Genomic DNA, 23,288 nt, shown 5'->3' with positions numbered 1-23,288 from the left:
GCGAACGGATCTGGTCGGCGCGACTGAAGGATAGGACGTATGACGTATGACTGCAATGCCCGGCATGAGCCGATTTCACTCTCGCTCAACTCTTCAGTGCGCTTTCCGAGGCAGGCCACGTGAGCACTCCGGACCCCGGCATGTGGCTATCGGACCGCATCGACGCCCGGGAGAATGCGCTGACCAGCCAGATCGAGCAGACCCAGGCCCGGATCGAGGAACTGACCGGCCGTCTGCGGGGAACTCGACCAGACCTCGATCACCTACGATCACCCGCAAGACCCTGCTCGTCCTCGCCGCCGAGCCCGATCCCCCACCAACGCCGCCACCCGCTCCCGCGATCCCTGACCACCCCGCCCACCAGCAGATTCTCGCCTTCATAACCGACACCGGCCAGCCCACACGAGCGCGAGATCTCTGAGCCGCTCTGGACCCTCCCTTGGTGCGAAACAACATCGAGAACACCTGCGCCAAGCTCAACGTCTGGTCAGCCTGGGCATCCTCGTAGAGATCGAGCAGGGCTTGTTCGGCTCAGCTGCGTCCATAACCGGAGGCGCCCCCTTTGGCCAGCCCGCCTCATGCGGACCAGTGATCAAAGGGACATCAACTCGCGAACGTAGGCATTCACCTCAGAGTGCAGTTTGCGAGCCTATCTCCGTGATGCCGCAGTGTGATCGTAGGGATTTGTAGTGTTACCGCCGGTTGGCGGGTCCGGTCGTGCTGTGATGGCTGAGTGACTGAGCACAAGCCGTACCCGAGCGACTTATCCGACGCGCAGTGGGCGTTGATCGAGCCGGTGCTCACGGCGTGGAAGGCCGCGCACCCATCCGTCAGCGGCCACGAGGGCGGTTACGAGTTACGCGAGATCGTCAACGCCATCCGCTACCAGGGGCGGACCGGCGTGCAATGGGACTACCTCCCGCATGACCTGCCGCCCAAGAGCGCGACGTACTACTACTTCTCCAAGTGGCGCGACGACGGCACCGACAAGACCATCAACGTGGAGATCGTCGAGCGTAACCCCGCCGGCAAGGGGTTCGTCCCCCAGCCCAAACGATGGGTCGTCGAGCAGACGTACGGCATCTTGATGTCCCACCGCCGTCTGGTCCGCGACTACGAGCACCTGCCGGCCAGCTCCGAATCACGGGTGTATTGGGCGATGACGGATGTGATGTCCCGCCGTCTGACCCGCGGCACGGCCCGGCCTGAGCGGTGGACATGACCAGGCCCGACGGGCAACCGGCCGACCCCGGCAGCTGGCTGCTGGATCGGATCGACGCCCGCGAGCACTGGCTGACCTGCCAGATCGAGCAGACCCAGGCGGAGATCGACACTCTCAGCGCGCGCCTGGGCGAACTCAGCGAGCAGGTCGAGCACCTGCGGATCACCCGCAAGACCCTCATCTCCCTGGCCGAGGAGGACCTCGCCCAGGCCGAACCGTTTGCGCCGCCAGCGGTCCCCGCTCACCCTGCCTACCAGCAGATCCTCACCGTCTTCGGCGAAGCCGGCGGCTCCCTGCGTGCCCGTGACGTGGCCATGGCCCTGGACCTGCCCCTGACGCGCAACGACATCCAGAACCTCCGCGCCAAGCTCAAACGTCTGGCCGGCCGCGGCATCCTCGTCGAGACCGAACCGGGATTGTTCACCCAACCGCGCCCATAGCTCGAACGACCAACCTCGGACCTGCCAACCTAAGCCAACTCCACCGACAAAAGGGGGATCAGCTCGCGAAACGTACTCTGAGAAGTCATCAACACGGCGTCTGATCCACATGCGGCCACTTCGTGGATTTACGCCTCCTCCCACAAGGAGCACCCCACTCCAGTCCGGCAAGCTGACCTGGAGGACAGGACCATGGATCTGAATCGCTGAGCAGGGTGACAGAAAGAAGCGATCGCGCTGTGCGCCCTTCGGTGAAAGGCGGAGCCACGCCGTTGGCGAAAGGCATCTTGGGTGACTCTCAGTCATGCAGCAAGTGGGCGCCAGCCCCGAAAGGGGGCGACGTACGAGGGGGGCGGGGTGATGTCCGAGCAATTCGATGGCGGTATCTAGGACGCTCAGGATGAGGCGGCACGGAGGCCGGACGGTGCGAAACCGGTCCTCAGCACCTCGCAGTTTCGACCCGCCGAGCTGCGCCTGCTCGGGTGCGGACCGGTATCGGCGCGACCACGTCCTCCATGTCGTGGCGAGCGCGGCCGACAGCTTTCCGTAGCCGCGTCTCCAGGCCACGGGCGCGGCAACAGCTCGCGGGCTAGCCCGACGTGTTGCCCAGCCGCCAAGGCGAAGGCGTTGGCACCGGCGCCGAAAGCGTCGGGGGCGTGAGGAAGGCCCGAGGGCTAGATCAGCCAGCTGGCCCCTGCGGGGCCCACACTGGTCCCAGTGAGAAGGAAGCCCTCGGATGGCCTCGCACCTTGTATTACGAGGAAAGCGGAAAGGCTAGAGAACTTTTCGAAGTGAGAAGGAAGCCCTTCCATGGCCTCGCGATCATCACCCTATCAGCCGGGGATCAGCTCGTGCAGAGTCGCCGGTGTGTACACCCGGGCACCGGGCGGCAGAGCGGCCGGCGCATGCAGCCCGATGTAGGTGGTGTGATCCCCCGTCTGAGGCTTGGCCCGCAGCAGGTCGACCAGGTGGCGTACGCGCAGGTGGTCGCGTTCCACGATGGAGCGCACCAGCAGAGCGGTGGTCACCCGATTGCCCTCCACCTGGTTGAACCCCGGCTGGCCCTTCAGGTAGAGATGCAGCCACTTCACCCGCCAGCCGCCGTCGTCACCACGCAGGAAGGCCAGCGGCAACGCGACGCGGCCCACGCCGCGCAAGTCGGACTTCATCCGTACCGTGCGCGGCTCGAACGGCAGGCCCTGCTGGTCGGCGGCCCTGGTCATGTAGCCGAAGAACGCCTCCGCGGCCTCGTCGAAGGCCTCGCCGGCGAAGATGTTGACCTGCGGGATGATGATCGGCTTGGTCGCCTGGGCGAGACGGATGTTGATGAACTCGCTCGCCCCGTCGGGAGCCTGGGTGAGGTCGCCGGAGTATTGGGCGAAGTCGTTGCCGTAGTTCGTCCACGAGATGTGCTCGGGCGCGCCGTAGGCGGCGTCCAGCATCAACGCGGACAGGTCGTAGTCGGTACGCCGCTCGGCCTGCCGCCAGTGGACGAAGAAGCGCAGCAGTTCACCGTCCACGCGGGTGAGCGAGCCGCGCGGCAGCATGCCGAGCCCAGGAGTGACGGCCTTGGCGGACAACGGCAGGGCGACGTCGAGCATCTCGGGGTCGACGATCAGCCGGCCGGGGGCCGGCAGCCGGCGGATGATCTCCGCGTCCAGGATGGCCGCGGCCCGCGTCACGACGTCGCCTGCCAGCGGTGGCCGCTGGTCGCCGGTCGCCCAGGCCCGGCCGTTCCGGTTGACGAACACGCGACCGGGCGCGGGGATGAGCCGGTTGGTCAAGTGCTCGCGCAGCGACAGCAGGACTCGCCCCGACGCGCTCGCCGCGGCCTTCTCGGCAGCTTCCAGCACGGGTTCCAGCACGGATGCCGGTGCGGTCGCCGCGGTGCCGGTGCGCAGCAGGTGGTCCAGGCGGCGCAGCAGCGCGCCCGGCGCGTTCTGGAGCAGGTCGACGGCCTCGCCGGTACGTCCCTGCGCCAGGGCCGCCTCCACCCGGCTGCCGAGACTGCTCACGCGGCGTGCGCCTCGCGCGGCTTCAAAGACGTGCGCGGCGTGCGGGAACTGCGGGTATTCGTGGGGGTGCAGCCGTTCGCCGAGCCGCTTCCACTGCTCCCGGTGGGAAGGCACGTCGCCGAGCTTGGCGGGGGAGGCGACCGCGTCCAGGGCCTGCAGCAGGGCGCGGCGCTCGGCCCGGCGGAAGGAGCGGAACCTGGTCGGGGCGGCCAGCGTGACGTCGCCGCCGGAGGCGGCGCAGGCGAGTCTGAGCACGTCGGTGACCGTGTCGACGAGCAACGGACGGCCGCCTGCCAGGCGGGCCTCGTTGATGACGGCACGGTTCTCGCGTACCGGGATGGTGTCAGGTACGGCGGCGCAGGAGGCAGCCAGGATGCGCAGCGCGGCCAGGTCCTCGGCCGGCAGCGGCACCGTCGAGCCCGCCAGCGACAAGTAGAGCTCGCGCGTCTCCGACTCAAGGCTGCCGCCAAGGTCCAGGACGGTCACCCGGTCGCCGGCCAGCGGGATCAGCTCGGCGTGCGCGGCCAGCAGGTCGGCGTAGGTGTGCTGGTAGCGGCCATAGCCGGGCAGCGCCAGCAGGTTCAGTGCGGACGGTCTCGACGACTGCCGGAGCCGTTCCACGGCGGCGGGGTCCAGCATGGCCTCGCGCAGCAGAGCGGCCCAGAACTCCAGCGTGTCCGGCACGTTCTTGGGGAAGTCGAGGAAGTAGGCGTTGTGCTCGACATGGTCGCCGACCAGCGTGCGCACGGCTGCCAGGATCCGGACGCCGAGATCGACGACGGTTTCACCGCGCAGCTCCGACAGGCGTTCCAGCAACGGCGCCGAGCAGGTGAAGCCGACACTCAGCAGCGCGACGTCGAGCTGACGCGCGGCGACCTGTCCCCACTGCTGCGGGGCCTGCCCGGAGCCGGCGGGCACGCTGCCGATGGGAACTCGCAGACGGCGGGAGATGACGAGCTTTTCCAGATCCTCCACATCGGCACCATAGTGGTGAAGCGTACTGGTCCACCGCTGCTTTCTCCCGCGGCGATCATGCCGGAACCCGGCCAGGGGCAGGACGGCGGCCTGTACAGGCGGGCGAGACGACCAAGGATGCCTCCACAACACAGGCGTCAGCGGCGGGCGACAGAACCACACGCCCGGTCACCGAACGCTGCCCCAGGTCCGACAGGCGCCGGCGCGCCCCCACTCGATCGCCCGCCAGGAGTTCGCCACCATGGCCCAGGCCGCCGACGAGTGCATCACGCAGGTCGCCGGCCTCGACACGGTCGGCGAAGAGGCGGTCCGGCGTGAGAACAGCAGCCTGCTCACCCAGATGATCGCCGACCTCGAAGCCCGGCTCACCGAGCCGGGAGCGCTGACCAGGACCGCCACCGGGGCCGTGGCAGATGGTCCCCCGGACACGCCGCATGCCCAACAACAAGCCCCGGAGCCCACCATGACCCCGCTCTAACGCACCCTCGCCAAAGCCTTCACCGAGGTCGTCATCAGGCTGGACCTCAGCGACGACGCCATCACGCCCGCGGCCACGATGCAGGTGATCGGGCCGGTGGCCGTCTCCTGCAGGACCTGTCCGAGCACGACCGGCGAACCCTCGCCGACCTGATCAACCAGTTCGCGCAGCAGGAAGCCGATCCTGAGCGGCAGCTGACGGCCTGGGAGGCGCCCGAACCCCTGGGCCTTCTGGTCTGACACGATCAGACCGTGTCTCAGCTGCAACAACGAATGGCCGCCCTTGTCGACGAAGCTGGCTACCGCCGTGATGAGCCGATCGTGGTCGGCATCCAGCACGGTGGTTCCCGTTCTGCTGGCCCAGGGGTTGACACTCAATGGTGGGCCGCTGGGCGCGACCACGCTCGCCTACATGGCGTCATTGTCGAAGCAGATGACCGCTGCCTGCGCGGCGCAGCTCGCCCAACAGGGTGAGCTGGACATGGAGTCGGCCTTGTCACGCTGGCTACCCCAGCTACCCGCGTGGGCCGACGCTGTCCGACTTCGCCATCTCGTCCATCACACGGCAGGTATGCCGGCCGACGCCAAAATCGAAGCTCTCATGGGTCGGGACGCCGACCGAACAACAGAGGGCGTCATCCAGGCTCTTGCCCGATTTCCGGTGTTGGATCGTGAGCCGGGCGCTGCGCACGCCTACTCCAACGCCGGCTACGTCTGCCTTGCCGCCGCGGTGGAACGAGCGCTCGGCCAGCCGCTGCCCGACTTTGCCCGAAGTCAGCTCTTCGCGCCGCTGGCGATGGTCAATACCCGTTACTGGACGGGGCCCGATCCTGCACCGCCCGGCGCGGCCCCGCTCGTCTCCTCTCATCCCGCTCCGCTGTCCGTCGGCGATGGAGGGGTGTGGAGCACCGCAACCGATCTGCTGCGATGGGGCCAGGCCCTCAACGCCGGCGAACTCGGCATCTCGGCGCTCATCCAGACCCCGGGACACCTGGATGACGGAACACCCATCGATTACGCCTGGGGCATCGGTGTCCGATCGCACGCTGGCTATCGCGTCTATCGCCACGGAGGAGGTTGGCTAGGCCTGCGTGCCCTCCATGCCCGAGTACCCGATCTGGACCTGAGCATGGTCCTCATCGCGATCGCCGACCACACCGAACACCGAGTAGCCCTCCTCAACAGCCTTCTCGACGAGATGACCAGCCGCGGCCTCTCCAATTCGATGGACTAGATCACCGACTCTCGCGTCGTCGGCAGATCGATCTCCCTCTCTGTGGGCTCGCTGTTCGACGTTTCGCCTCGCGTCGCGAGCCAGCTGCTGGACGTCTCTATGGTGTACTCGCCAGCAGCCGCAGCAGCTACTTGCCTTACGTGCCTGGCAAGATCACACCGCTCTGAGCTGTAGGAAAGGCTACGAACCCAAGATGACCATCGCGCCCGGGGGGCGCGGGGCAAGGAAGCAGGCCACTGGAGTGTCACGGGCATGGCAGCCTTGATCTGCAGCTGGCCCAGCAGGAGGCGGAACGCCGTGCCCGGCCGATGCGGTACAGGGGTGGGCGATCGGCTGGAACGGTGTCATGGTGAGAGGGGCCGGAGACCTTGGCGTCGACCGCCTTCGCAGGCGGTCCCGAAGCGGAAGCGGTGGCCATGCCGGGTTCGGACGGAGTGTCGTGGTTAGGACGCGGCAAGCTGGTGCTGGGCATGATTCATCTGCCGCCGCTGCCCGGTACCCCCTTCTATGACGGGGGCGGTGTCGAGCCGATCGTGGAGCGCGCCGTCGTCTCCGCGCGTGCGCTCGTGGAAGGCGGCGCGGACGGATGCCTGATTCAGACGGTGGACCGGGTGTATGCCGCAGGGACAGACTCCGATCCGGCGCGGATCGCGGCCATGGCTCTCATCACCCGGGCGGTGGTGGAGACGGCCGGGCCGGGATTCCAGGTCGGGGCCCAGCTGATGCGCAACGCCGTGCAGGCGTCGCTGGCGGTGACGCAGGTCGCGGGCGGGCACTTCACCCGGGTAGGCGCGCTGGTCGGGGCGACCATGACGGCGGGCGGCCTGGTGCAGGGCGACCCGCTCGCGGTGGCGGATTACCGGAACAAGATCGGCGCGCAAGGGATCGCACTGATCGCCGAAGTCGCGTCGATGCACTTCTCCTGGTTCGGCGGCGGCAAGACGGTGGCCGAGGTCGCCGCGACGGCCCGGCAGGCAGGCGCGGACGCGGTCTCCCTGTGCCACCGCGACGACGACATCACCATGGGCATGATCGCCGCAGTCCGTGCGGCGTGCCCGCGGCTTCCGGTCGTCCTGGCCGGGCACACCCACCACGACAACGCCGCCCGCCTCCTCGGCTCGGCCGACGGCGCGGACGCGGCGTTCGTCGGAACCTGCCTGGAGAGCGGAGGCTGGGGCGGCATGATCGACAAGGACAAGGTGGCGTCGTATGTGGACATCGTGCGCTCCGCCCAGCGGTATGTGGGATGACCAGGACGGAAAGCGGCCCTGGCCACGGTGACCGTCGGCCACCAAGGGAAGGCAGCATAACGGTGACCTCTCGCTACACGCTGGCAGAGATACCCCGCCAGGTCGCCGCGCTGAGCCAGGACCTGCGCGCCTGCTACCCCGTGGTCGCGGACGCCGCACGGCGACGGGCGAGAGGGCCGAGCTGGGGCGGCCTGACGCGGGTGGTCGTGACCGGTAACGGCGACTCTCTGCACGCGGCGCTGGCCACTGAGATGGCCTTCCATACCTTGGGCGGGGTGGCGTGCGAACCTGTGAGCACGCTGCGCCTGCTGGAGTACGGCACCCCGTGGGAGCGCCGAGCGGGAGTGCACACGCTGGTGGTGGGCGTCTCGGCGTCGGGTGGCAACGCCCGGGTTGTCGACGTGCTCACGCGCGCCGCGCAGCACGGCGTGTGGACACTGGCCGTCACCTCGACCCCGGACAGCGCCGTGGCGCGGGCCGCGCAGCACGCGCTGGTGCTTCCCTTGACCGGATTGCTGCCATGCCCTGGGATCCGCACCTTCCAGGCCAGCCTCCTGACCCTGTACGTGGTCGCGATCGAGATCGGCCGAGCCCGAGGTCACCTCGCCGACAGCGCAGCCGACACCGTGGGTGCCGAGCTCGCAGCGGTGGCCGACGCCGTGGCGGCGACCACCGACCTGGTACGGCACAACTGCGCCCGGGTGGTCGATCAGGTGGCCGGCGCACCGGTGATGCTGGCACTGGGCAGCGGTCCCGGATACGGCAGTGCCCAGTTCGCCGCCGCCAAACTCGTCGAGGCAGCTGGGGTGCTCGCCGCGGCGCAGGACCTCGAGGAGTGGGAACATGTCGAGGTGCTGGCCCGCCCGCTGGACATGCCGACCTTAGTGTTCGCGGCGGCGGGCCGTACCCGGCGGCGCGCTGTGGCCGTGGCGCGGCGGGCCCGCGCACTCGGCCGCACCGTGATCGCTATCGGCCAGGACGGCGACACCGACCTCGCGGCGGCCGCCGGGACCCTGCTGCCGGTAGACGGCGGGGTGCGTGAGGAGTTCTCGCCGCTGCTGGCGCAGGTGGCGGCCAGCTACCTGGCGGGGGAGGTCACACGCCGGCTGGGGCGGGTACCGTTCTCCACCAACCAGCCCTGACGGTCGACCCCGAGTCATGCCATCACGGTGAGGCGCCGGGCCGGCATACCAGCCGCCGCTGCCGGGGCGAGCTCGACGGAGGTGGCCCCGTCCAGCACGATGATCGCGTCCGGCAACACGATGATGAGGTCCCCGTTCGGGCTGGCAGTAAGGCCTGAGCATGTGGCGGAGTAGATGCGGGGCGGTGGGCTGTTGACGGGCACGATCGAGTTCACGGCGCGCGACGTGAGGTAGGTGCCGTTCCCGCCCATGGGGCGCCATGCTCTGCCGCGTTCGCCGTCCTTGACCCCCGTTCTCCATGCCGATTCCCGCCTGTTGCCTGGCGCGCCGGTGATGGTGGTGTGCCGGGCCTCTGGACGCGCAGGGGTGTGCGGCATACGGTCATCCTCTATGAGCGACTCATCGCAACCGAATGAGCACTTAGGGTCGACCGTGGGGCGGTTGCTGCAGGAGATCGAGACCTCGTGCGGCGACTGCGGCGGGTCGGGGCGGCGCGAGCCAATGGCGTGGATCCGCTGGAAGCAGACATGGCAGATTCTGGTGGCCCGCGCGCGTGAGGAGCGGGAGAAAGCGGGCTTGCCGCTCCGCCAGTGGGTGACGGGCTTGGAGAACGTCGTCGGGATCCACGGCGCCGGGCCGACACCTCCTCCGGAGCAGGTCCCGGCCGAGGTGGCGGCAGCCGAACAGGCATTGGCCGACCACGACGCTCAACGGCCACGTGAGCACTACGAGAGCGCCACCTGCCCGACCTGCGCAGGAGTCGGCTTCTGCCTCACCGAGGACGGGAAGGCCCTGGTCAGGGTTCTGGAGAGGCATGGCTTCCTCCGCATGAGCAAGCCTCGCCCGACCCCGCCACCGCCCGAGCCGCCATCGCGACCTCCGAACGAAGCCTATGGGCAACAAGGGGTGAGCACCGGAACGGCTGGCTGAGCCGCAGGAGTAGCACCCTCGGCAGACCTTGACCGCGGTGGCCGAGAGCTCTGGGCGGCCCGCCTGCGCCGCGCATGCGATGGCGCCTCCCGAGATCGTCAATGAGACTCCGAGGGTTGAGCGCGGCCAGCGAACTGTACGCCTTCGCCGATCGGAAGGATCGTGTGTCTATGAGCAAAGACAAGCGCCCACGACGGGCAGCACCGGCCGGTACCCAATTGACCGAACGTGCGCTCATCAAGGGATGGGCCGGCCCTGCGCGGACCCGGGTACGGCAAGCCGTTCCAGACGACCTGCCCGCCATCGCTGAGCTTGTCCCGCTGGCCGGGGTAGACCTTGACGACGCCCTGGTCAAGGCGATTCGCGACGGTTCCAGCGGCATCGGCTTGCGGACGGGCATCAGCCAGGGACAACCCGGCTTTCACCGGCACATGGGGACGGAATTCATCACCGGCGACATGATGAGCGCCTATCTGCACGCCTCGTTGGTGCTGGTAGCCGACCACCGCGATCGGGGAATCGTCGGCACCCTGATCGCCTATCCGCCCGGCAACCTCATCACCGAGCTCATCGGCAGCGGCCGCATCTCTCCGTCGGAGCAGAGCGGACAGCAGATCATCATGCTGGGCGCCGTGGTCTTGACGAAGATCAAGGCCATCGCGGTCGCCGAGCACGCCCGCGGCCAAGGCGTCGGCGCTGCTTTGCTGAAACGCTGCAAGCAGATCTACTCCCACTGCGGGTACGTGCTGTTGTACGGGGCGATGCCCCCCCACCCCTGGCCTGGACGCCTTCTACCGCCGCTGCGGATTCGAGATCCAGCAACCCGGTGAACCCATCGACCTGTGGCGCGTCTACGGCATTGGAGTCAAGGCGGTCCCCGGAGCGGACGAGCGGATCTTCCACCGATGGCAACTGCCTGGCTGACCAGTCCATCGCAACGCCCTGACACCCGCGCACCGCTGGCACTGTCGACGTGGCGGTGACGGCCCCAAATCGAACATGCCCCCCCCGCTGCCGGTCATCTGCTCGGTCTTGGCCAGACTGCAGGCGCCGCCCCAGTTGGCCTTGATCACCATCGCCGCGTCGGCGCCATCCCGGGCGAGCAGGTGCAGAGATCCTCCGGCGGGCACGGCTGGCAACTGGCATGGAGTGGCCACGGGCCAGCGGAGTGTCTGGTCAGGGCGGGGTGCCTGCCGTGACCAGAGCGTCTCGGCTCTCCTTCGTGCCCCCGTCATGACGACGCTTGTGCGAGGACAGTGCGCAGGAGGGGATCAATCAGGACGGTGTCACCGGTCAGCGTGAGCAGGCAGTGGGCCGACAGCCGCCCGCAGAGGTCGATGACGTCCAGTTCGTCCATGCCGCTGTCAGCCACCGCAGCCGCGCTGGCCAAGCCCAACAACGACATCGCCTGACACGCTCCCGGTACGCCTGCGGCCCCCAGGCTGCTCACTACGCTGATCAGAACGCACTCGCCCAGACCAGGGAATCAACCATGGCAGACACCCATGAATCGATCATCCGTCTCCTTGAAACCGGGGTCCGAGAGCAGGTGTACCCCGGCGCGGTCTGGGCGATCGGCGACGCAGACACCGTACTCGACAGCGGCGCCCACGGAGCGATGGCCCCGGGCCAGGCGGCGATGCGCCTCGACACGGTTTTCGATGTCGCCAGCCTCACCAAGATCCTTGCCGTATGGGCGGTCATCGGCACCCTGTGGCACGATCAGCAACTCTCGCTGGATGACCCTGTGGCCACCTTTTGGCCTGAGGCCGCCGGATATCCGCTCGGCCAGGTCACCGCCCGCCAGCTCCTCACCCACACCGCCGGCGTCCCGCTGCGGGCCAACCTGCGGGCCTACGGCACCGACCCCCAGGTCATCCGCGAAGGTGTCCTCCACGCGGAGCTGCACCGCCCACCCGGCCAGGCCGTCGAGTACACCGACCGCGCTGCCTTGATCCTTGGGTTCCTCGCCGAGCACCTCGCCGCGCGCCTGGCACCAGCCCGCAGGACGACGTCCACGTCCACTACGGATTCACCGGAACGGCCATGTGGGTGTCACCAAGACTGAATCGATGGGCAGTCCTGCTCACCAACAAGCTCTACTTCACACGCGATCGCGACCCGCTCATGGCCATCCGTGACACCTTCCGCCAGCATGTCTTTGGCTAACTCTCTGCGCTCGAGGTCCTGTGGTCGCCGTTCGGCGGTGTGGGTGGCGCTGGACAGGGCCGGTGCTCAGATCGTCGAGCTCGCGCTCACGGTCGGCCAGTGTGACGAACACCGTGGGACTAATCGCTGACGTGGCTCTTCGATCTCACCGAGCCATCCTTTGCGTTCAACCTCGGCGATGCGGCGCCGTTGGCTCACCCGTCCTTGGCCGCACGCCGGTTGGCCTCGACCATCTCCTCGAACGAGCTGTACAGAGCAGGCCAGCCGGGGCGGGGATCCAACACGGTGTCGGGCAGGCGGTCGAAAGCGATCGCCAGACCGACCTGCAGACTGTTGCGGCCCTCAACCGCCAGCCACCCGGCACAGGTCAGATCATCACCAGTGGCCGGCTCGCCCGGGTGGCAGCCGAACAGCGGGGCGTCCAGTGCGGCGTGTCCATGCTCGGAGCGGCAGGTGACGCGCATGGCGTCGAACTGCTCCGGCGTGAAGGCGCCGGGCGGTGCGTCGCGCCGGAAGGGGCACGGGCCGCAGGGAGCGTGACGGTGCTTGAGCGGGTCCACCTTCGCAGGATCGGCGCCGAGACGATCAGGAGCCGGCGGGTCAGCAGCCGCGCGGTCATCGCCGTCGATGGAGCCTGTCCGGAACAGCTCTGTCAGGGGCACGAGCGAGGCCGCGTTGGCCTGCCGGGTTTGCTCAACCGATGCTGTGAAGCGGCTGCGGGTCCTGTCCCTGTCCGCTGCAGCGTCGGCGTGCGCGCGTGGCTGTGCCTGCCGGGCAGGACGCCCAGGCTGCGTGGACTGTCCGAGTCGAGAATCGGGGCCGGCCGAGCGCTGGGCCGGCGGCTGCTGGTCGGTCATGACGCTGCCAATCGCAAGGGGCGGACGGGGAGGGAACGCGCATGCACGGGCTGACGGCGCGCGGCGGGAGGACGGAGTCGTCGGTGCTCGGCGCAGGGCCGCACATGCTCAGTGCAGTGGGGTGGCTGGTCAGACATCGCGTGCGGTGCGTGGGGAGCGTTCCGGCTTCGGCCTGCGTCTCAGATGCCGGACCAGGGCGATCCAGCTCAGCTTGGCCGCGTCGTCGGCCAGGTTCTGGATGAGTGCAGTGAGGTCGCCTTCGCGCTGCAGGTCTTCCTGCTCCTGAAAGGGGTCGGGGCTGGCCGACGGCAGGCGGGTGCAGGCCACACGCAGGCGGCCACGGTCATCGGACTTGAGCCGCCAGTTTGCCACGCACGGGCTGTCGAGAATGAGAATCTCGCCGGCGGCAGGATCGGCCAGATGGGTGGCGATCCTGGCGGCCGCCACCTCGGCGCTCAGGGCGTCGCGCAGGTCGGGGAAGTGCTCGGCGAGCGTATCCACGATGCGGCGGCCCTGGACCGCTCGAAGACGATGCCGGCGGCGGTGTCGGTCGATCATTCGGTCTCCTGCTCATTCTGCCCGGGGCCGAGGGAGCGCCGGTGGGCCGATAGCATCAGCAGACGGTCGGCCTCGGCGGTGCCAACCCGTGCTGCGCCGGCCACGGCGTTCGGGGCCAGGTCCCAGCGCAGCCATCGGTCGGCAAGCGGATCGGGCAGTGGCCGCCCCTTGTGACGTAAGTCAGCGGGAGTCACCTCGGCCAGCAGCAGGCGTGGTGACAGTCCTTCGCACACGGTCAGCGACAGCAGCGCGCAGCGGCGGTGCATCCCGGCATCGGTGACGAGCTCACCGTCCAGATCCGCCAGCACCAGCATCCGCTCAGGCAGACGCTCCCCGCACACCTGGCACAGGTGATCCTGTTGGCAGCGCAGCAACCGGCCGCCATGAATCTGCGTCCAGTACACCACGCCGTCCAGTACCGGGGTGATCCACGGCAGCGGCAGCCCGTGCACGCGCGGGCGTGGCCACCCCGCAGGGCAGGCGTCCACGCCGGAGGCTTGCATGGCGGCGTCTTGATGCCGCCACACCTGGTTGGGCGGCGGCGTCTTCGTCGCATCCTGCATGGTGGTCACGACGGTCATCCTTCCGGAGGGACCGAATGACGGGCTGGTGATTCCCCGCCATTGGCAAGGTGCGGCGGGCACTGCCGCACGATGCCTTCACGGTGGGCGGCCTGCAAGGCGGCCTGCCCGGTCTCAGACACCCGGTACCGCATGGGGTAGGTGCCGGGGACGGGCATCTCCAGCCAGCCCCAGTCCACCAGGGTGCTCCACCAGGCGCCGCCCGGGTCGGGAACCCCGTGGTAGGGCTGCCGGTCCGGCACGACCTCGATCTGCGGGGGATCGAGCGGCCGGCCGGTGTGCTCGTCGAAGAAGCAGCCACGGATCCACAGGCTCAGATGTCCGTCGTCGATGTCGGCCAGCGTGCGGATCAGGGCCATTTCGGCACGGCTCCGTGAGCCGTCGTCGTGGCCCGCCTGGTGCGCGGCCGCCGTGTGCGTGTCCCTGGCCAGGCACGCGGGGCAGCACCGTTCGAAGGTCAGCCGTCGCTGCTCGGTGCAGGCGTCCAGCGCTTCGCCGCAGACCTGACAGGGTGCGAGATCGGTGTCAGGCACGTTCGCCTTCTCTCTTCAGGAGTCCATGGAGACGTGTCGTGCCGAGCGGATGCCAGCGGAGAACTCAGGCTTCGGCATCGGGCTGGTCTCGCCCGCGCACCATCTCCAAGACGCTGTCCATGCGCTGGAAGCGCACCCATTCCTGGGCTCCCGGCTCGAACAGGTGGCGGGGCATCCATTCCACCTCGCAGTGCACGCATTCGGGAATCGTGATCTGCCGCGGCTGGCCGTCCGGCGTGGACACGGTCATGGTTCGGGAGGTGAGGGGCTGCAGGCACTCCGGGCAGAACCCTTCGGCCACGCTCGGCTGGGCACGCGACCAGTGGTCGGGCCCGGGATTCTCGGTGTATGGCACGGGGACGTCCAATTCGTCAAGACACATGCGATTGTGCCGCAGCTGCCGCCGCGGTGTCAGTGAACGGGGGAACGGAGACCGGGGCCACCGGCGGTGGCTCGCCAGCCTGGGCTGCCGGAACGGGTTCCTGTTGCGCGGAGTCCGCCGGGGAGTGGAAGTCGTTGCTGCGCAGCTCGTGCGGCTGCGCGAGGTCGGGGTTCGCGAAGGGGGCGTCGGCGGCCCGGCCAGGACCCGGGTCGAGGCCGGGAGAAAGTTGCTGGGTGAGCAGTTGGGCGAGCCGGTGCACGGCGTGCCCGTCCAGCTGCGTCTCGCCGCGGTCGTAGCGCTGGGTGGTGACGGGGGAGGCGTGCCCCAGCAGGGCTTGGACTTTCTCCACCGGGACGCCCATGGCGAGCAGGAGGGTGGCGGCGGTGGCGCGGAGCATGTGCGGGGTGAGCTTGGCGACGTCCAGGCCGGCGGCGCGGGCGGCGCGGCGCAGCGCGGTCTGCTGCCGCCACCGGTCGAAGCTGCGGCCGTCGGCGCGCTGGAGCAGCAGGTCGCTCGGCTTGCGGCTGGCCATCAGCGGCCGCAGCAACGCCATGGCCACCTCCGGCAGCGGCACCACGATGACGGCGCCGCCCTTGAGCCGGAAGCGGATCACCCAGTGGCCGGCTGAGCGCTCGATCCGACCGACCGTCAGGCTCTCCAGCTCGCCGGCGCGCATGCCGGTGATGGTCAGCAACGCCACCGCGGCGGCGTCGGCCGGATGCTCGGCGGCGATCGCCTGCGCGCCGCGCAACAAGGTGGTGCCCTCGGTCAGATCGAGGGCGGGGGTCGTGCCGACCTTGCCGACCTCGGGCGCCTCGACCCACTGGGCCGGACTGTGGCCGATCACCTGGCGGCGGGCGGCGTAGCCGTACAGCGATTTGAGGTTGGACAGGTGCCAGGCCAGCGTGGCCGGGGCCAGCGCCTTGCCGCCGCGGTTCAGTCCGGCGGCGGCGCCGCTGCCGGTGCCGAGCTGGTCGAGGTAGGCGACCACGACGTCCTCGGTGACCTGCCACAGCCCGGCGCCCGGCGCGGTCAGGGCCCACCACCGGACGAACTTGGCCACCACGGCCAGCCGGTCGCGGCGGGTGGCGGCGGTCTTGCCCGCGCGCAGCCAGGCCGCCACCGTCGGCCAGCTGGCCAGCTGGTGCGTCGCCGGGTCGTCGTCGCGGGGCAGCGCGTCGATGAGGTCGACGTCGGCGCCGGGCACCTCACCGCCATCACGCGGCCGGCGCCGGGGACGCAGCCCGGCGATGTCGCCGACCGAGGCCACCAGCGGCGACGGCGGCGGCAGCGGCGGCCCGCTCGCCCGGCCGAGCGGACCGATGGCTCCGCCGCCGTACCCGCCGGAGCCCGCGACCGTCGCAGCGGCAGGCGGGACGGTGCTCGTACCGGGACGCCACACCGTGGTGGGAACGAGCACCTCTTGTCCGCGGCCCATCTGCTGTCCCGTCACGGGCGGGCTCCCGACGTCCGGCCTGCCGGGCCGCCCACGGCATCGGCATCAGGCTCCCCAGGCGTGGCCTGGCCGGGCCCCCGCGCGGCCAGCTGGGCGGCCCGGCGCTCCAGGAGTTCCTCCAGGTCGCACACCAGCGGCGGCCAGGTGGTGGTGTCGGGGCGGATCGCCTCGATCGGGAGCTGGCCAACCAGCACGCTGAGCCGGGCGCGGACGTGGTGCGGGCCGATGACGGCCAGCCAGCCCGCGCACAACCGCAGCGGATGCGCGGCATCCGGCTGGTCCAGATGGCAGGCCATCCGGCGGCCGCCGAACATCAGCTCGGCCTCGTCCAGGCTGTGGGCACCGCCCCGGGTGTCGCCCTCGCCGGCCTGGATCAGCTTCCGGATGTCCTCGTCGTTGTAGGCGGTCAGATCGGCGTCACGCCTCCACGGGCACATCCGCTCGCCCCCGCACGGCCGCGAGCGGAACTCCAGCGTGCCCGCCCCCTCGACCGCCCCGTCCAGTGGGGTAGGGGGCCGGCGCGTGGCGCTGGCCTGCTCTGGGGCCTGGTCATGTGCTGCCATGGACGCTTCCTTCGTCACGTGCTCAGCCCTCAGCCTTCCGCGCCGTTCGGCGCAGACGTCGGCGGAGTCTCCACCCCCGGCTCGTCAGGACGGGCGAGGACAGGTTCCGTCGGGGGCGGTGCCTGCTCGATCAGGCCGGCCAGCCGGTCGAGGGCGTCCAGCTCCGCGGCCCGCCGGTGCAGCTCGTCGACGGCGTGCAGCAGCCGGCGGGTGTCGCCGCTGAACACCGTGGCGTCGGCGTCGGCGAACTTGCCGTCGAGCACCCGCAGCCGTTCGACGGCGTAGCGCAGTTCCTGGGCGAAGGCTTCGCGCACGTTCCGTCGCTCCAGGTTCAGGCCGTACGTCAGGTAGCGCCGGTCCGCCGCCGGGTGGCTCATCCGCGACTCCTCCAGGATCAGGGCCTCTCCGCGCGGGAAGCCCGGCGGTGAGAGTTCTCATCTTTCTGCCAGTACCGATTCTCATCGGGTTGTCAGTAAGCCCAGATGGCGCTTCATAGAAGTCGATTCTGGCATCGGGATGGAGGAACGGGCAGCCAAGCGCGAGGCGAGCGACCCTGGGTAGGCGGGCATTTCCTCACCGTCACAGTTTCCTGGCTTCGATCGTTACGGTATGGAATCATCTGGATTGCTGGAGTTACCATCCGGGGTGTTGGCGCATGTGACCGAACTGTCCAGTGTGGTAACGCGTCTGCACGCGTGCTCACCGCCGGTACGAGGGAGCGGCTATGCGCAAGCCCGTCGACACCTCGAATGGGGAGAGTCTCCACCACCTTCGCGGTCCCGCCACGCGTCGCCTTCTGGCTCTCGATGAGCGTCAGGAGCTCACCACCGCGCACGTCCGCCTGCTGAGCTCCTGCATGGGGATCAGCGAGCGGACACTATGGCGATGGGTCCGCGCCGGACGTGAAGAAGGCCGCACGGAGCGAAAGCCGCACCCACGGTTCGTGTTGACCGAGGACCTTCGTGTGCGGCTGGCCCTGCTGGGCGGCAATGTGGCCAGGCTTCATCGGGAACTGACCGCAGAGGCGGACGGCGCCCCGGTACCCGGTCTGTCAACGCTGTATCGGGCGGCTGATCGCGATCTGGGCGCTGGGATACGAGCCGGGTTCCGCAAGGGTGAGCAGGCTCGGCGTGCCTTCGATGTGTGGCTGCAGCGGCCCAAGGGGGCCGGGCACGAGGACGAGAGCCACCGCAACCGGGTGGGGGAGGGCGATCATAAGCAGCTGTCGATAGAGGTCGAGGTGGAGGGGCGGCTGTGTAAGCCGTGGGTGACCTGGTTCATCGACTGTGCCACGTGTGCGATCTGCGGGCTTGCGGTGACGTCCGGCTAACCGTCCCGTGAGAGCGTGCTGGCAGCGCTGCGAAGCGCGATCTTATGTGAAGCGCCGTATGGGCCGTTCGGCGGGTTGCCGGCGGGAATCCGGGTGGATCAGGGCAAAGACTTCCTGTCCCGGACGGTGGGGCAGTCGCTGGCCCACTTCGGCGTGATGGTGGGCGACCTGCCGGGCTACAGCCCGTGGCTGAAGGGCACCGTCGAAGAGCTGAGCGGGGCGGTGGAGGAGATGGTCCTGCGTTCCCTGCCGCGCTATCTCCATCAGCCCACGCTCCGGGGCGGCAGGCCGGTCGACCCCGGCGCGCCCGCCGTGCGCCTTGAGTTCTTCGTCGGCCTGCTTCTGGACTGGGTCAGCGACTGGAACACCCGCATCCCCAAGAGGGGCCTGGCAGGGCGCACGCCACTGCGGGAACATGAGCCCCGCAAGATCTTTGGCGTCACACAGGCGTCACGCTGGCGCAGCACGGCCGGCGGACGTGGACCGACACGAGCTATCACACTACGTCACCACCGAAAGCCGGCCAGAGCCATTGTTGTTCTACCGGCCCAATCGTCGCAACTTTCCCGGCGGTGCCGGCATCCAACGAGCCGTGCACATGTTGATCGACGGAGACCCGCAACACCTGGGAACGTATTGGCTGGCCGGGCGGCTCGGCGCGGGCGGTCAGGGAGTGGTCTACGAGGGCTACGCGGAGGACGGCACCCGTGTCGCGATCAAGGTGCTGCACAGCGGCCAGGTCGCCGAGCTCGCCAAGGAGGCCATGGCGGCCCAGCGGGTGGCCTCGTTCTGCACGGCGCGGATCATCGAGGTCCGGCTCGACGGGCCCCGGCCGTACATCGTCAGTGAGTACGTCGAAGGCCGGACCCTGCGGGACGCTGTCAGCGCGGGCCGCCGCTTCTCCGGCGGCGACCTGCACCGGCTGGCGACGGCGATGGCCACAGCGCTGACCGCGATCCACGACGCCGGGGTGGTCCACCGCGATCTCAAGCCTGACAACGTGATGCTCGGACCGGACGGACCGCGTGTGATCGACTTCGGCATCGCCAGGACGGCCGACATGTCGTCGACCGCCACGGGGCTGGCGAGGGGCACGCCGACCTACATGGCTCCGGAAGCGTTCACCGGCCACCGGGCCGGGATGCCGGCCGACGTGTTCGCGTGGGGCGCGATCATGCTGTGCGCGGCGACCGGCGCTGACCCGTTCGAGGCCGACAGCCTGGGCGCCGTCATGCATCGGGTCCTGTCCGCCACTCCGGACCTGAGCGCGCTGCCGGACCCGCTGCGCCCGCTGGTGGCCGCCGCGCTCAGCAAGGAGCCGCTGCACCGGCCCCGTGCCCGCGAGTTGCTGCTCGCCCTGGTCAGCGGCGGCGCGGGCCTGGACCTGCGGGATCTGCTGGCCGAGGGCGGCAGGGCGGCGTCCGGGATGAACGGCGAGAGGGGCGATCCGGCGCTGGGCACGCTGGCCGAGGACGCGTACGCCATGCTCGACGCCGACGAGCGCGAGCTCGCGCCCGAGGTGTTCCTGAGGCTGGTCACGGTGGGCGAGCGCGGCGACCTGTCGGGGCGCAGGGCCGAGCTGGCCGAGCTGCTGGAGGGCAGGACCCCGCCCGAGGTCTCCTCGGTGACCCGGATCCTTGAGGTGTTCGTATACCTGCTGGGCCGCGACGGCGAGGAGATCTGGCTGGCCCGCCCGGCGCTGCCGCGCGCCTGGCCCCGCTACCGCCGCTGGGTGGAGAGCAACCGGGACGGACTGGCCGTACACCAGGAGATCCTGACCGCCGCCCGCCGCTGGGACCGATCGGGCCGCAGGGACGGCGACCTCTTCCGGGGCACCGCTCTGGAGGGCGCGCTCCAGTGGGCGGCCACGGCCCGCAGGAACATCACGCTCTCCCCCGCCGAGCGCGACTTCCTGGCTGCCTCCGCCGCGCTGACCAGGTGCAGGACCAGGCGCGGCCGTCTGGTCACGCTGAGCCTGGCGGGGTTGCTGACGATCGCGCTGGTCGCGGGTGGTCTGGCGGTGCAGCAGAGAGGGCTGGCCGACGAGCGGGCCGGGCGCATCGCCGTACAGCGCGACGAAGCCGAGGCGGCGCGGCTGGCGCAGCTCGCGGACACGTACCGGCAGAGCGATCCGCGCCTGGCCATGCAGCTCAGCCTGGCCGCCTGGCAACTGGACCGGACGCCGCAGACCAGGGCGGCGCTGACGACGTCGCTGGCGCAGCGCGAGGTGGCGGTGTTCAAGGACCCGGCGACGGCGGCCGGCACGCTGCGGGTGCTCGGCGCGGACGGCCGGACGATGGCCAGCGTGAGCGGCGACACCGTACGGCTCTGGGACCTGCGCACGGGTAATCCCGCGGGTGGGATCGCCAAGCTGGGCCTCGGCCGCGACCGCCCGGCCGCAGCCGCTCTCTCCCCCACCGGCCGCCGGTTGCTGGTGGCGACCGGCAAGCAGGCCGGGGCGTGGGACCTGCGGACAGGCCGGCGGATCGCGGTATGGCGGTTCGACCATGAGGTCGGGGAAGTCCTGGATCTGCAGTACGACAGCGTGGACAGGTACGCGCTGGTCCGGATCGACGACCACGACCACCTCTGGGACCTGGAACGAAACCTCCGTACCAGGACCGACGCCATGCTCGCCTCCATGACGCCGTCGGGCGAGGCCGTCTACTCCTTCCCCTCGATCCCGCCCACCCGGATCGACCGGCTGCGCGTACCGGACCTCTCCAGGCAATCGACCCGCGCGGTGGACGACCCGTGCGACCTGTGCGAATGGCCGCTCGCCGGCGCCCCGGACGGCCGCTCGCTCGCGGTGGCGGTGAGCGACGGCCTGCGGATCGTCTCGCCCGCGGACGGCTCGGTCCTCAGCACGATCGGGCAGGACGGGGTTGCCTGGAACCGGGGCAGGGTGACCTTCAGTGCCGATGCCCGGCTGCTCGCCACGGCCACCCACGACGACATCCAGGTATGGCGGCCGGAGGGACAGTTCCTGACGAAGGTGACGCTGCCGGAGGGCCTGCCGGAGGACTTCCCGAGCGTCCCCCAGGTCGCCTTCGACGGCCGCGTGCTGCGCTACCTGACCGAGGACCGGGTCGTCACCGTGGACCTCGCCGACCTGGAACAGGACGCCCGGGGACGGCCCTGGTCGGAGACCGCGCTGACCTCCGGCCGCCTGCTGGCGACCGAAGACTCCGAAGAGATCCACCTGACGACGCCCGGCGGGGCGCCGGGCACGCCCCTGCAGCGCCGGGCCGAGCACGACACAGCGGACGCGCTCGCCCTCAGCCAGGACGGGCGGCTGGCCGCCGTCGGCGGCTCCCGGACGATCTCCGTACTCGACACGGGCACCCGGCGGGAGCTGGCCAGGCTGGCTCCATCCGGGTTCACCGGCACCGATCATGTGGTCTTCAGCCCCGACGGAACCCGGCTGGCCGCTGTGGAGGACGGAGCAGACTCCGGCACGTACAGGCTGGACATGTGGGACTGGAAGGCCCGTCGCCTGCTGTGGTCGCAGCAGGTGCGGCAGGTTCATGACGTGGAGTTCGCTCCGGACGGCAGCACCCTGGCGGTGACCACCGACGCCGAGCGTCTCTACGAGGTGGCCTCGGGCGAGCCGATGGGCGAGCCGTTCGGCGGCAGCGACCAGGGGGTCACCCTCTCGGCCGCGGTCTTCACCCGTGACGGCAGGTCGATCGCCGTCGTGGACCTGGGCGGGCGCATGACCGTCTACGACGTGGCCACGCGCCGCCCGGCCGGAGAGCCGATCATGGGGAACCTCGCGGGAGCGGCGGTCAGGTCGCCCCGCGAGGACGTCGTCGCGGCGAGCACCAGGGACGGCCGGGTACGGCTGTTCGACCTGGCGCGGAAGGCGCCGCTGGGTGAGTTGCCCGACGGCAACCGGGACGGCGTGCAGGCCCTGGCCTTCACCGCCGACGGCTCGAAGGTGCTGGTGCTGGACGGCGCGGGTACAGTGCGTGAGCAGCCCGTCGAGCCGGGCGCGGTGGCGAAGGCGGTGTGCGCCCGCGCGGGGCAACCACTTGACAGGGCACAGTGGGCGCGTTACATCACGGGTGTCCCCTCTCGCGCGACCTGCGCTCAGTAGCGGCCGAGCATGCCGCGGCGGCGTGCGAGCGTTCGAGCCGGTCGAACCGGATCACCTCATGTGGTGGTGGGCGCTTCCCGCAGCACTGCTGGTTGGCGCGGCGGTCTGGGGCGTCTGCGCCTGGCTGCTGCACGACGTGGGCACACCGCTGGGCTCGGCCGAGCAGGTCTGCGCACGGATCGAGGCCGTCCGGACCGCGCTGGCGGCCGGGGCGGGTGTCGGTGCCGCAGCGACGTTGCTGCTGGCCGTCGCGCCTCGCCCAGGACACCCCGGCGCCGCGGCAGACCATCGTGGACGTGATCTGCTCGTATTTGAGGATGCTGTACACGCCGCCGCACGAGGACCGCGGCGAGAAGATCCGCGCAGCGCGCCGCCCGCGCCCGCAGGCCGGACCGCCCGGGCACGAGCGGCGGCCGCAATCTGCATGAGGAACGCCAGGTCCGTCTGACGGCGCAGCGGTACTGAGGTCGAGGCGTCGTCCTGCCGTGATGCCCGAGTACCGTGGCTGGTTGATGAGCTGGTCGGCAAGGGGGCCCCGGAACGGCTCAAATGCCGAGGCCGATGTCTTCGTCGCCCCGGTTCCGTCCCGGGCACCCATGACGACCTCGAAACCTGCGCCATGGCGGCCCAGCCCATCCCTCATCACGTGCGCTTCTACGCCTCAGCCATCGACCGCGTCAATGCTTGGCCTCCGCCGAATAGCGGGGCACGCCTTCCATGCAACATGCCGTCGGGCCGGTCAACGTGCCTTACTTACCTGACAAGATCATATCGCGCTGACCTGCGAGGAGACGCTAAGAACCCAAGATAACGGCCGCGACCGCCACCTGCCCGCCTTCGAGGCCGCCACCGACAACGCCGTCGCCAAGGGGTTCCTCCTCGCGGACGACGCGCCGAGATCAAGGCCCTGGCCGCCGCGTCCCTGGAGGCCAGGGTGCCCTGAGTCCGGCTCAGCCGAAGAACGCGCGGCGGCAGCAGCAGCACGGCGCCTCACGTACGGCCTGGCTGGGCGGGCCCTTCCAGACCAGTGCGAGCAGGGCGGGCGCCTCGACGTCGTCGATCACCAGGGCGGTGA

23 protein-coding genes are annotated in these 23,288 nt (G+C 69.9%); 11 read left to right on the top strand and 12 right to left on the bottom strand.

Annotated features, from left to right (window positions below; genetic code table 11):
* Positions 1–733 precede the first annotated feature (733 nt).
* Both AB0J76_RS48905 and AB0J76_RS48900 read left to right on the top strand, forming a co-directional pair.
* Complete coding sequence (locus tag AB0J76_RS48905; protein ID WP_352325112.1) at positions 734–1,222, top strand: transposase; 489 nt, start codon at positions 734–736, stop codon at positions 1,220–1,222.
* Complete coding sequence (locus AB0J76_RS48900; RefSeq protein ID WP_352325113.1) at positions 1,219–1,662, top strand: hypothetical protein; 444 nt, start codon at positions 1,219–1,221, stop codon at positions 1,660–1,662. Before AB0J76_RS48905 ends, AB0J76_RS48900 begins: the two co-directional genes overlap by 4 nt.
* Before the next feature lie 833 nt (positions 1,663–2,495).
* Here AB0J76_RS48900 and AB0J76_RS48895 read toward each other — a convergent pair.
* The gene (locus AB0J76_RS48895; RefSeq protein WP_352325114.1) at positions 2,496–4,652 is read right to left on the bottom strand and encodes a hypothetical protein; all 2,157 of its coding nucleotides are present in this window, start codon (positions 4,650–4,652) and stop codon (positions 2,496–2,498) included.
* A gap of 241 nt (positions 4,653–4,893) precedes the next feature.
* On the opposite strand from AB0J76_RS48895, the gene AB0J76_RS48890 reads away from it, so the two are divergent.
* Entirely contained in the window at positions 4,894–5,130 is a 237-nt protein-coding gene (locus AB0J76_RS48890; protein ID WP_352325115.1) for a hypothetical protein, read from the top strand.
* On the opposite strand, the gene AB0J76_RS48885 is transcribed toward AB0J76_RS48890, so the two are convergent.
* Positions 5,127–5,468 (bottom strand): hypothetical protein, encoded by a 342-nt coding sequence (locus AB0J76_RS48885; protein WP_352325116.1) that lies wholly within the window; start codon positions 5,466–5,468, stop codon positions 5,127–5,129. The two genes, AB0J76_RS48890 and AB0J76_RS48885, sit on opposite strands and share 4 nt — an antisense overlap.
* Position 5,469: 1 nt before the next feature.
* Here AB0J76_RS48885 and AB0J76_RS48880 point away from each other — a divergent pair, with 1 nt between their 5' ends.
* The 3 genes from AB0J76_RS48880 to AB0J76_RS48870 all read left to right on the top strand — a co-directional run bounded on the left by AB0J76_RS48880 (position 5,470) and on the right by AB0J76_RS48870 (position 8,755).
* Positions 5,470–6,363, top strand: coding sequence for a serine hydrolase domain-containing protein (locus AB0J76_RS48880; protein ID WP_352325117.1), 894 nt, complete (start codon positions 5,470–5,472; stop codon positions 6,361–6,363).
* A 368-nt stretch (positions 6,364–6,731) separates the two neighbouring features.
* Positions 6,732–7,613 carry a BtpA/SgcQ family protein gene (locus AB0J76_RS48875; RefSeq protein ID WP_352325119.1) on the top strand — a complete coding sequence of 294 codons (882 nt, stop codon included), beginning with the start codon at positions 6,732–6,734 and terminating at the stop codon, positions 7,611–7,613.
* A 62-nt stretch (positions 7,614–7,675) separates the two neighbouring features.
* A complete protein-coding gene (locus tag AB0J76_RS48870; RefSeq protein WP_352325120.1) occupies positions 7,676–8,755 on the top strand; it encodes an SIS domain-containing protein in 1,080 nt (359 codons plus the stop codon).
* A gap of 14 nt (positions 8,756–8,769) precedes the next feature.
* Here the strand turns inward: AB0J76_RS48870 and AB0J76_RS48865 are convergent, their stop codons facing one another.
* Positions 8,770–9,006, bottom strand: a complete 237-nt coding sequence (locus tag AB0J76_RS48865; RefSeq protein ID WP_352325121.1) for a hypothetical protein — start codon at positions 9,004–9,006, stop codon at positions 8,770–8,772.
* Between the two features lie 139 nt (positions 9,007–9,145).
* Here AB0J76_RS48865 and AB0J76_RS48860 point away from each other — a divergent pair, with 139 nt between their 5' ends.
* Positions 9,146–9,685, top strand: a complete 540-nt coding sequence (locus tag AB0J76_RS48860) for a hypothetical protein (protein ID WP_364394244.1) — start codon at positions 9,146–9,148, stop codon at positions 9,683–9,685.
* A 170-nt stretch (positions 9,686–9,855) separates the two neighbouring features.
* Entirely contained in the window at positions 9,856–10,515 is a 660-nt protein-coding gene (locus AB0J76_RS48855; RefSeq protein WP_352325123.1) for a GNAT family N-acetyltransferase, read from the top strand.
* Between the two features lie 401 nt (positions 10,516–10,916).
* Here the strand turns inward: AB0J76_RS48855 and AB0J76_RS48850 are convergent, their stop codons facing one another.
* On the bottom strand, positions 10,917–11,090 hold the full coding sequence (locus AB0J76_RS48850; RefSeq protein ID WP_352325125.1) for a hypothetical protein: 174 nt from the start codon (positions 11,088–11,090) through the stop codon (positions 10,917–10,919).
* An 87-nt stretch (positions 11,091–11,177) separates the two neighbouring features.
* On the opposite strand from AB0J76_RS48850, the gene AB0J76_RS48845 reads away from it, so the two are divergent.
* The gene (locus AB0J76_RS48845) at positions 11,178–11,753 is read left to right on the top strand and encodes a serine hydrolase domain-containing protein (protein WP_352325126.1); all 576 of its coding nucleotides are present in this window, start codon (positions 11,178–11,180) and stop codon (positions 11,751–11,753) included.
* A gap of 295 nt (positions 11,754–12,048) precedes the next feature.
* Here AB0J76_RS48845 and AB0J76_RS48840 read toward each other — a convergent pair whose 3' ends face one another.
* From AB0J76_RS48840 to AB0J76_RS48805, 8 genes are all read right to left on the bottom strand, one after another.
* Entirely contained in the window at positions 12,049–12,711 is a 663-nt protein-coding gene (locus AB0J76_RS48840) for a DUF6283 family protein (RefSeq protein WP_352325127.1), read from the bottom strand.
* Positions 12,712–12,840: 129 nt separating this feature from the next.
* Positions 12,841–13,269, bottom strand: a complete 429-nt coding sequence (locus tag AB0J76_RS48835) for a hypothetical protein (protein WP_352325129.1) — start codon at positions 13,267–13,269, stop codon at positions 12,841–12,843.
* On the bottom strand, positions 13,266–13,841 hold the full coding sequence (locus AB0J76_RS48830; protein ID WP_352325130.1) for a hypothetical protein: 576 nt from the start codon (positions 13,839–13,841) through the stop codon (positions 13,266–13,268). The genes AB0J76_RS48835 and AB0J76_RS48830 overlap by 4 nt, the downstream gene beginning before the upstream one ends.
* A gap of 5 nt (positions 13,842–13,846) precedes the next feature.
* A complete protein-coding gene (locus AB0J76_RS48825) occupies positions 13,847–14,383 on the bottom strand; it encodes a hypothetical protein (protein WP_352325131.1) in 537 nt (178 codons plus the stop codon).
* Positions 14,384–14,447: 64 nt separating this feature from the next.
* A complete protein-coding gene (locus AB0J76_RS48820) occupies positions 14,448–14,738 on the bottom strand; it encodes a hypothetical protein (protein ID WP_364394238.1) in 291 nt (96 codons plus the stop codon).
* A gap of 16 nt (positions 14,739–14,754) precedes the next feature.
* Positions 14,755–16,218: a tyrosine-type recombinase/integrase gene (locus AB0J76_RS48815; protein WP_364394235.1), complete on the bottom strand. Its 1,464-nt coding sequence runs from the start codon at positions 16,216–16,218 to the stop codon at positions 14,755–14,757.
* Complete coding sequence (locus tag AB0J76_RS48810; protein ID WP_352330064.1) at positions 16,215–16,784, bottom strand: DUF6283 family protein; 570 nt, start codon at positions 16,782–16,784, stop codon at positions 16,215–16,217. The genes AB0J76_RS48815 and AB0J76_RS48810 overlap by 4 nt, the downstream gene beginning before the upstream one ends.
* 29 nt (positions 16,785–16,813) lie before the next feature.
* A complete protein-coding gene (locus tag AB0J76_RS48805) occupies positions 16,814–17,161 on the bottom strand; it encodes a hypothetical protein (RefSeq protein WP_352330066.1) in 348 nt (115 codons plus the stop codon).
* A 347-nt stretch (positions 17,162–17,508) separates the two neighbouring features.
* Here AB0J76_RS48805 and AB0J76_RS48800 point away from each other — a divergent pair, with 347 nt between their 5' ends.
* A complete protein-coding gene (locus AB0J76_RS48800; RefSeq protein WP_352330068.1) occupies positions 17,509–18,114 on the top strand; it encodes a hypothetical protein in 606 nt (201 codons plus the stop codon).
* A gap of 598 nt (positions 18,115–18,712) precedes the next feature.
* On the top strand, positions 18,713–22,213 hold the full coding sequence (locus AB0J76_RS48795) for a serine/threonine-protein kinase (protein WP_364394230.1): 3,501 nt from the start codon (positions 18,713–18,715) through the stop codon (positions 22,211–22,213).
* Positions 22,214–23,288 lie beyond the last annotated feature (1,075 nt).

Origin of the sequence: Nonomuraea sp. NPDC049624, assembly GCF_040675255.1 — a bacterium.
Classification (GTDB): Bacteria; Actinomycetota; Actinomycetes; order Streptosporangiales; family Streptosporangiaceae; genus Nonomuraea.
The sequence above is the reverse complement of the archived record's forward strand: the minus strand, read 5'-3'. Positions and strand labels throughout refer to the sequence as shown.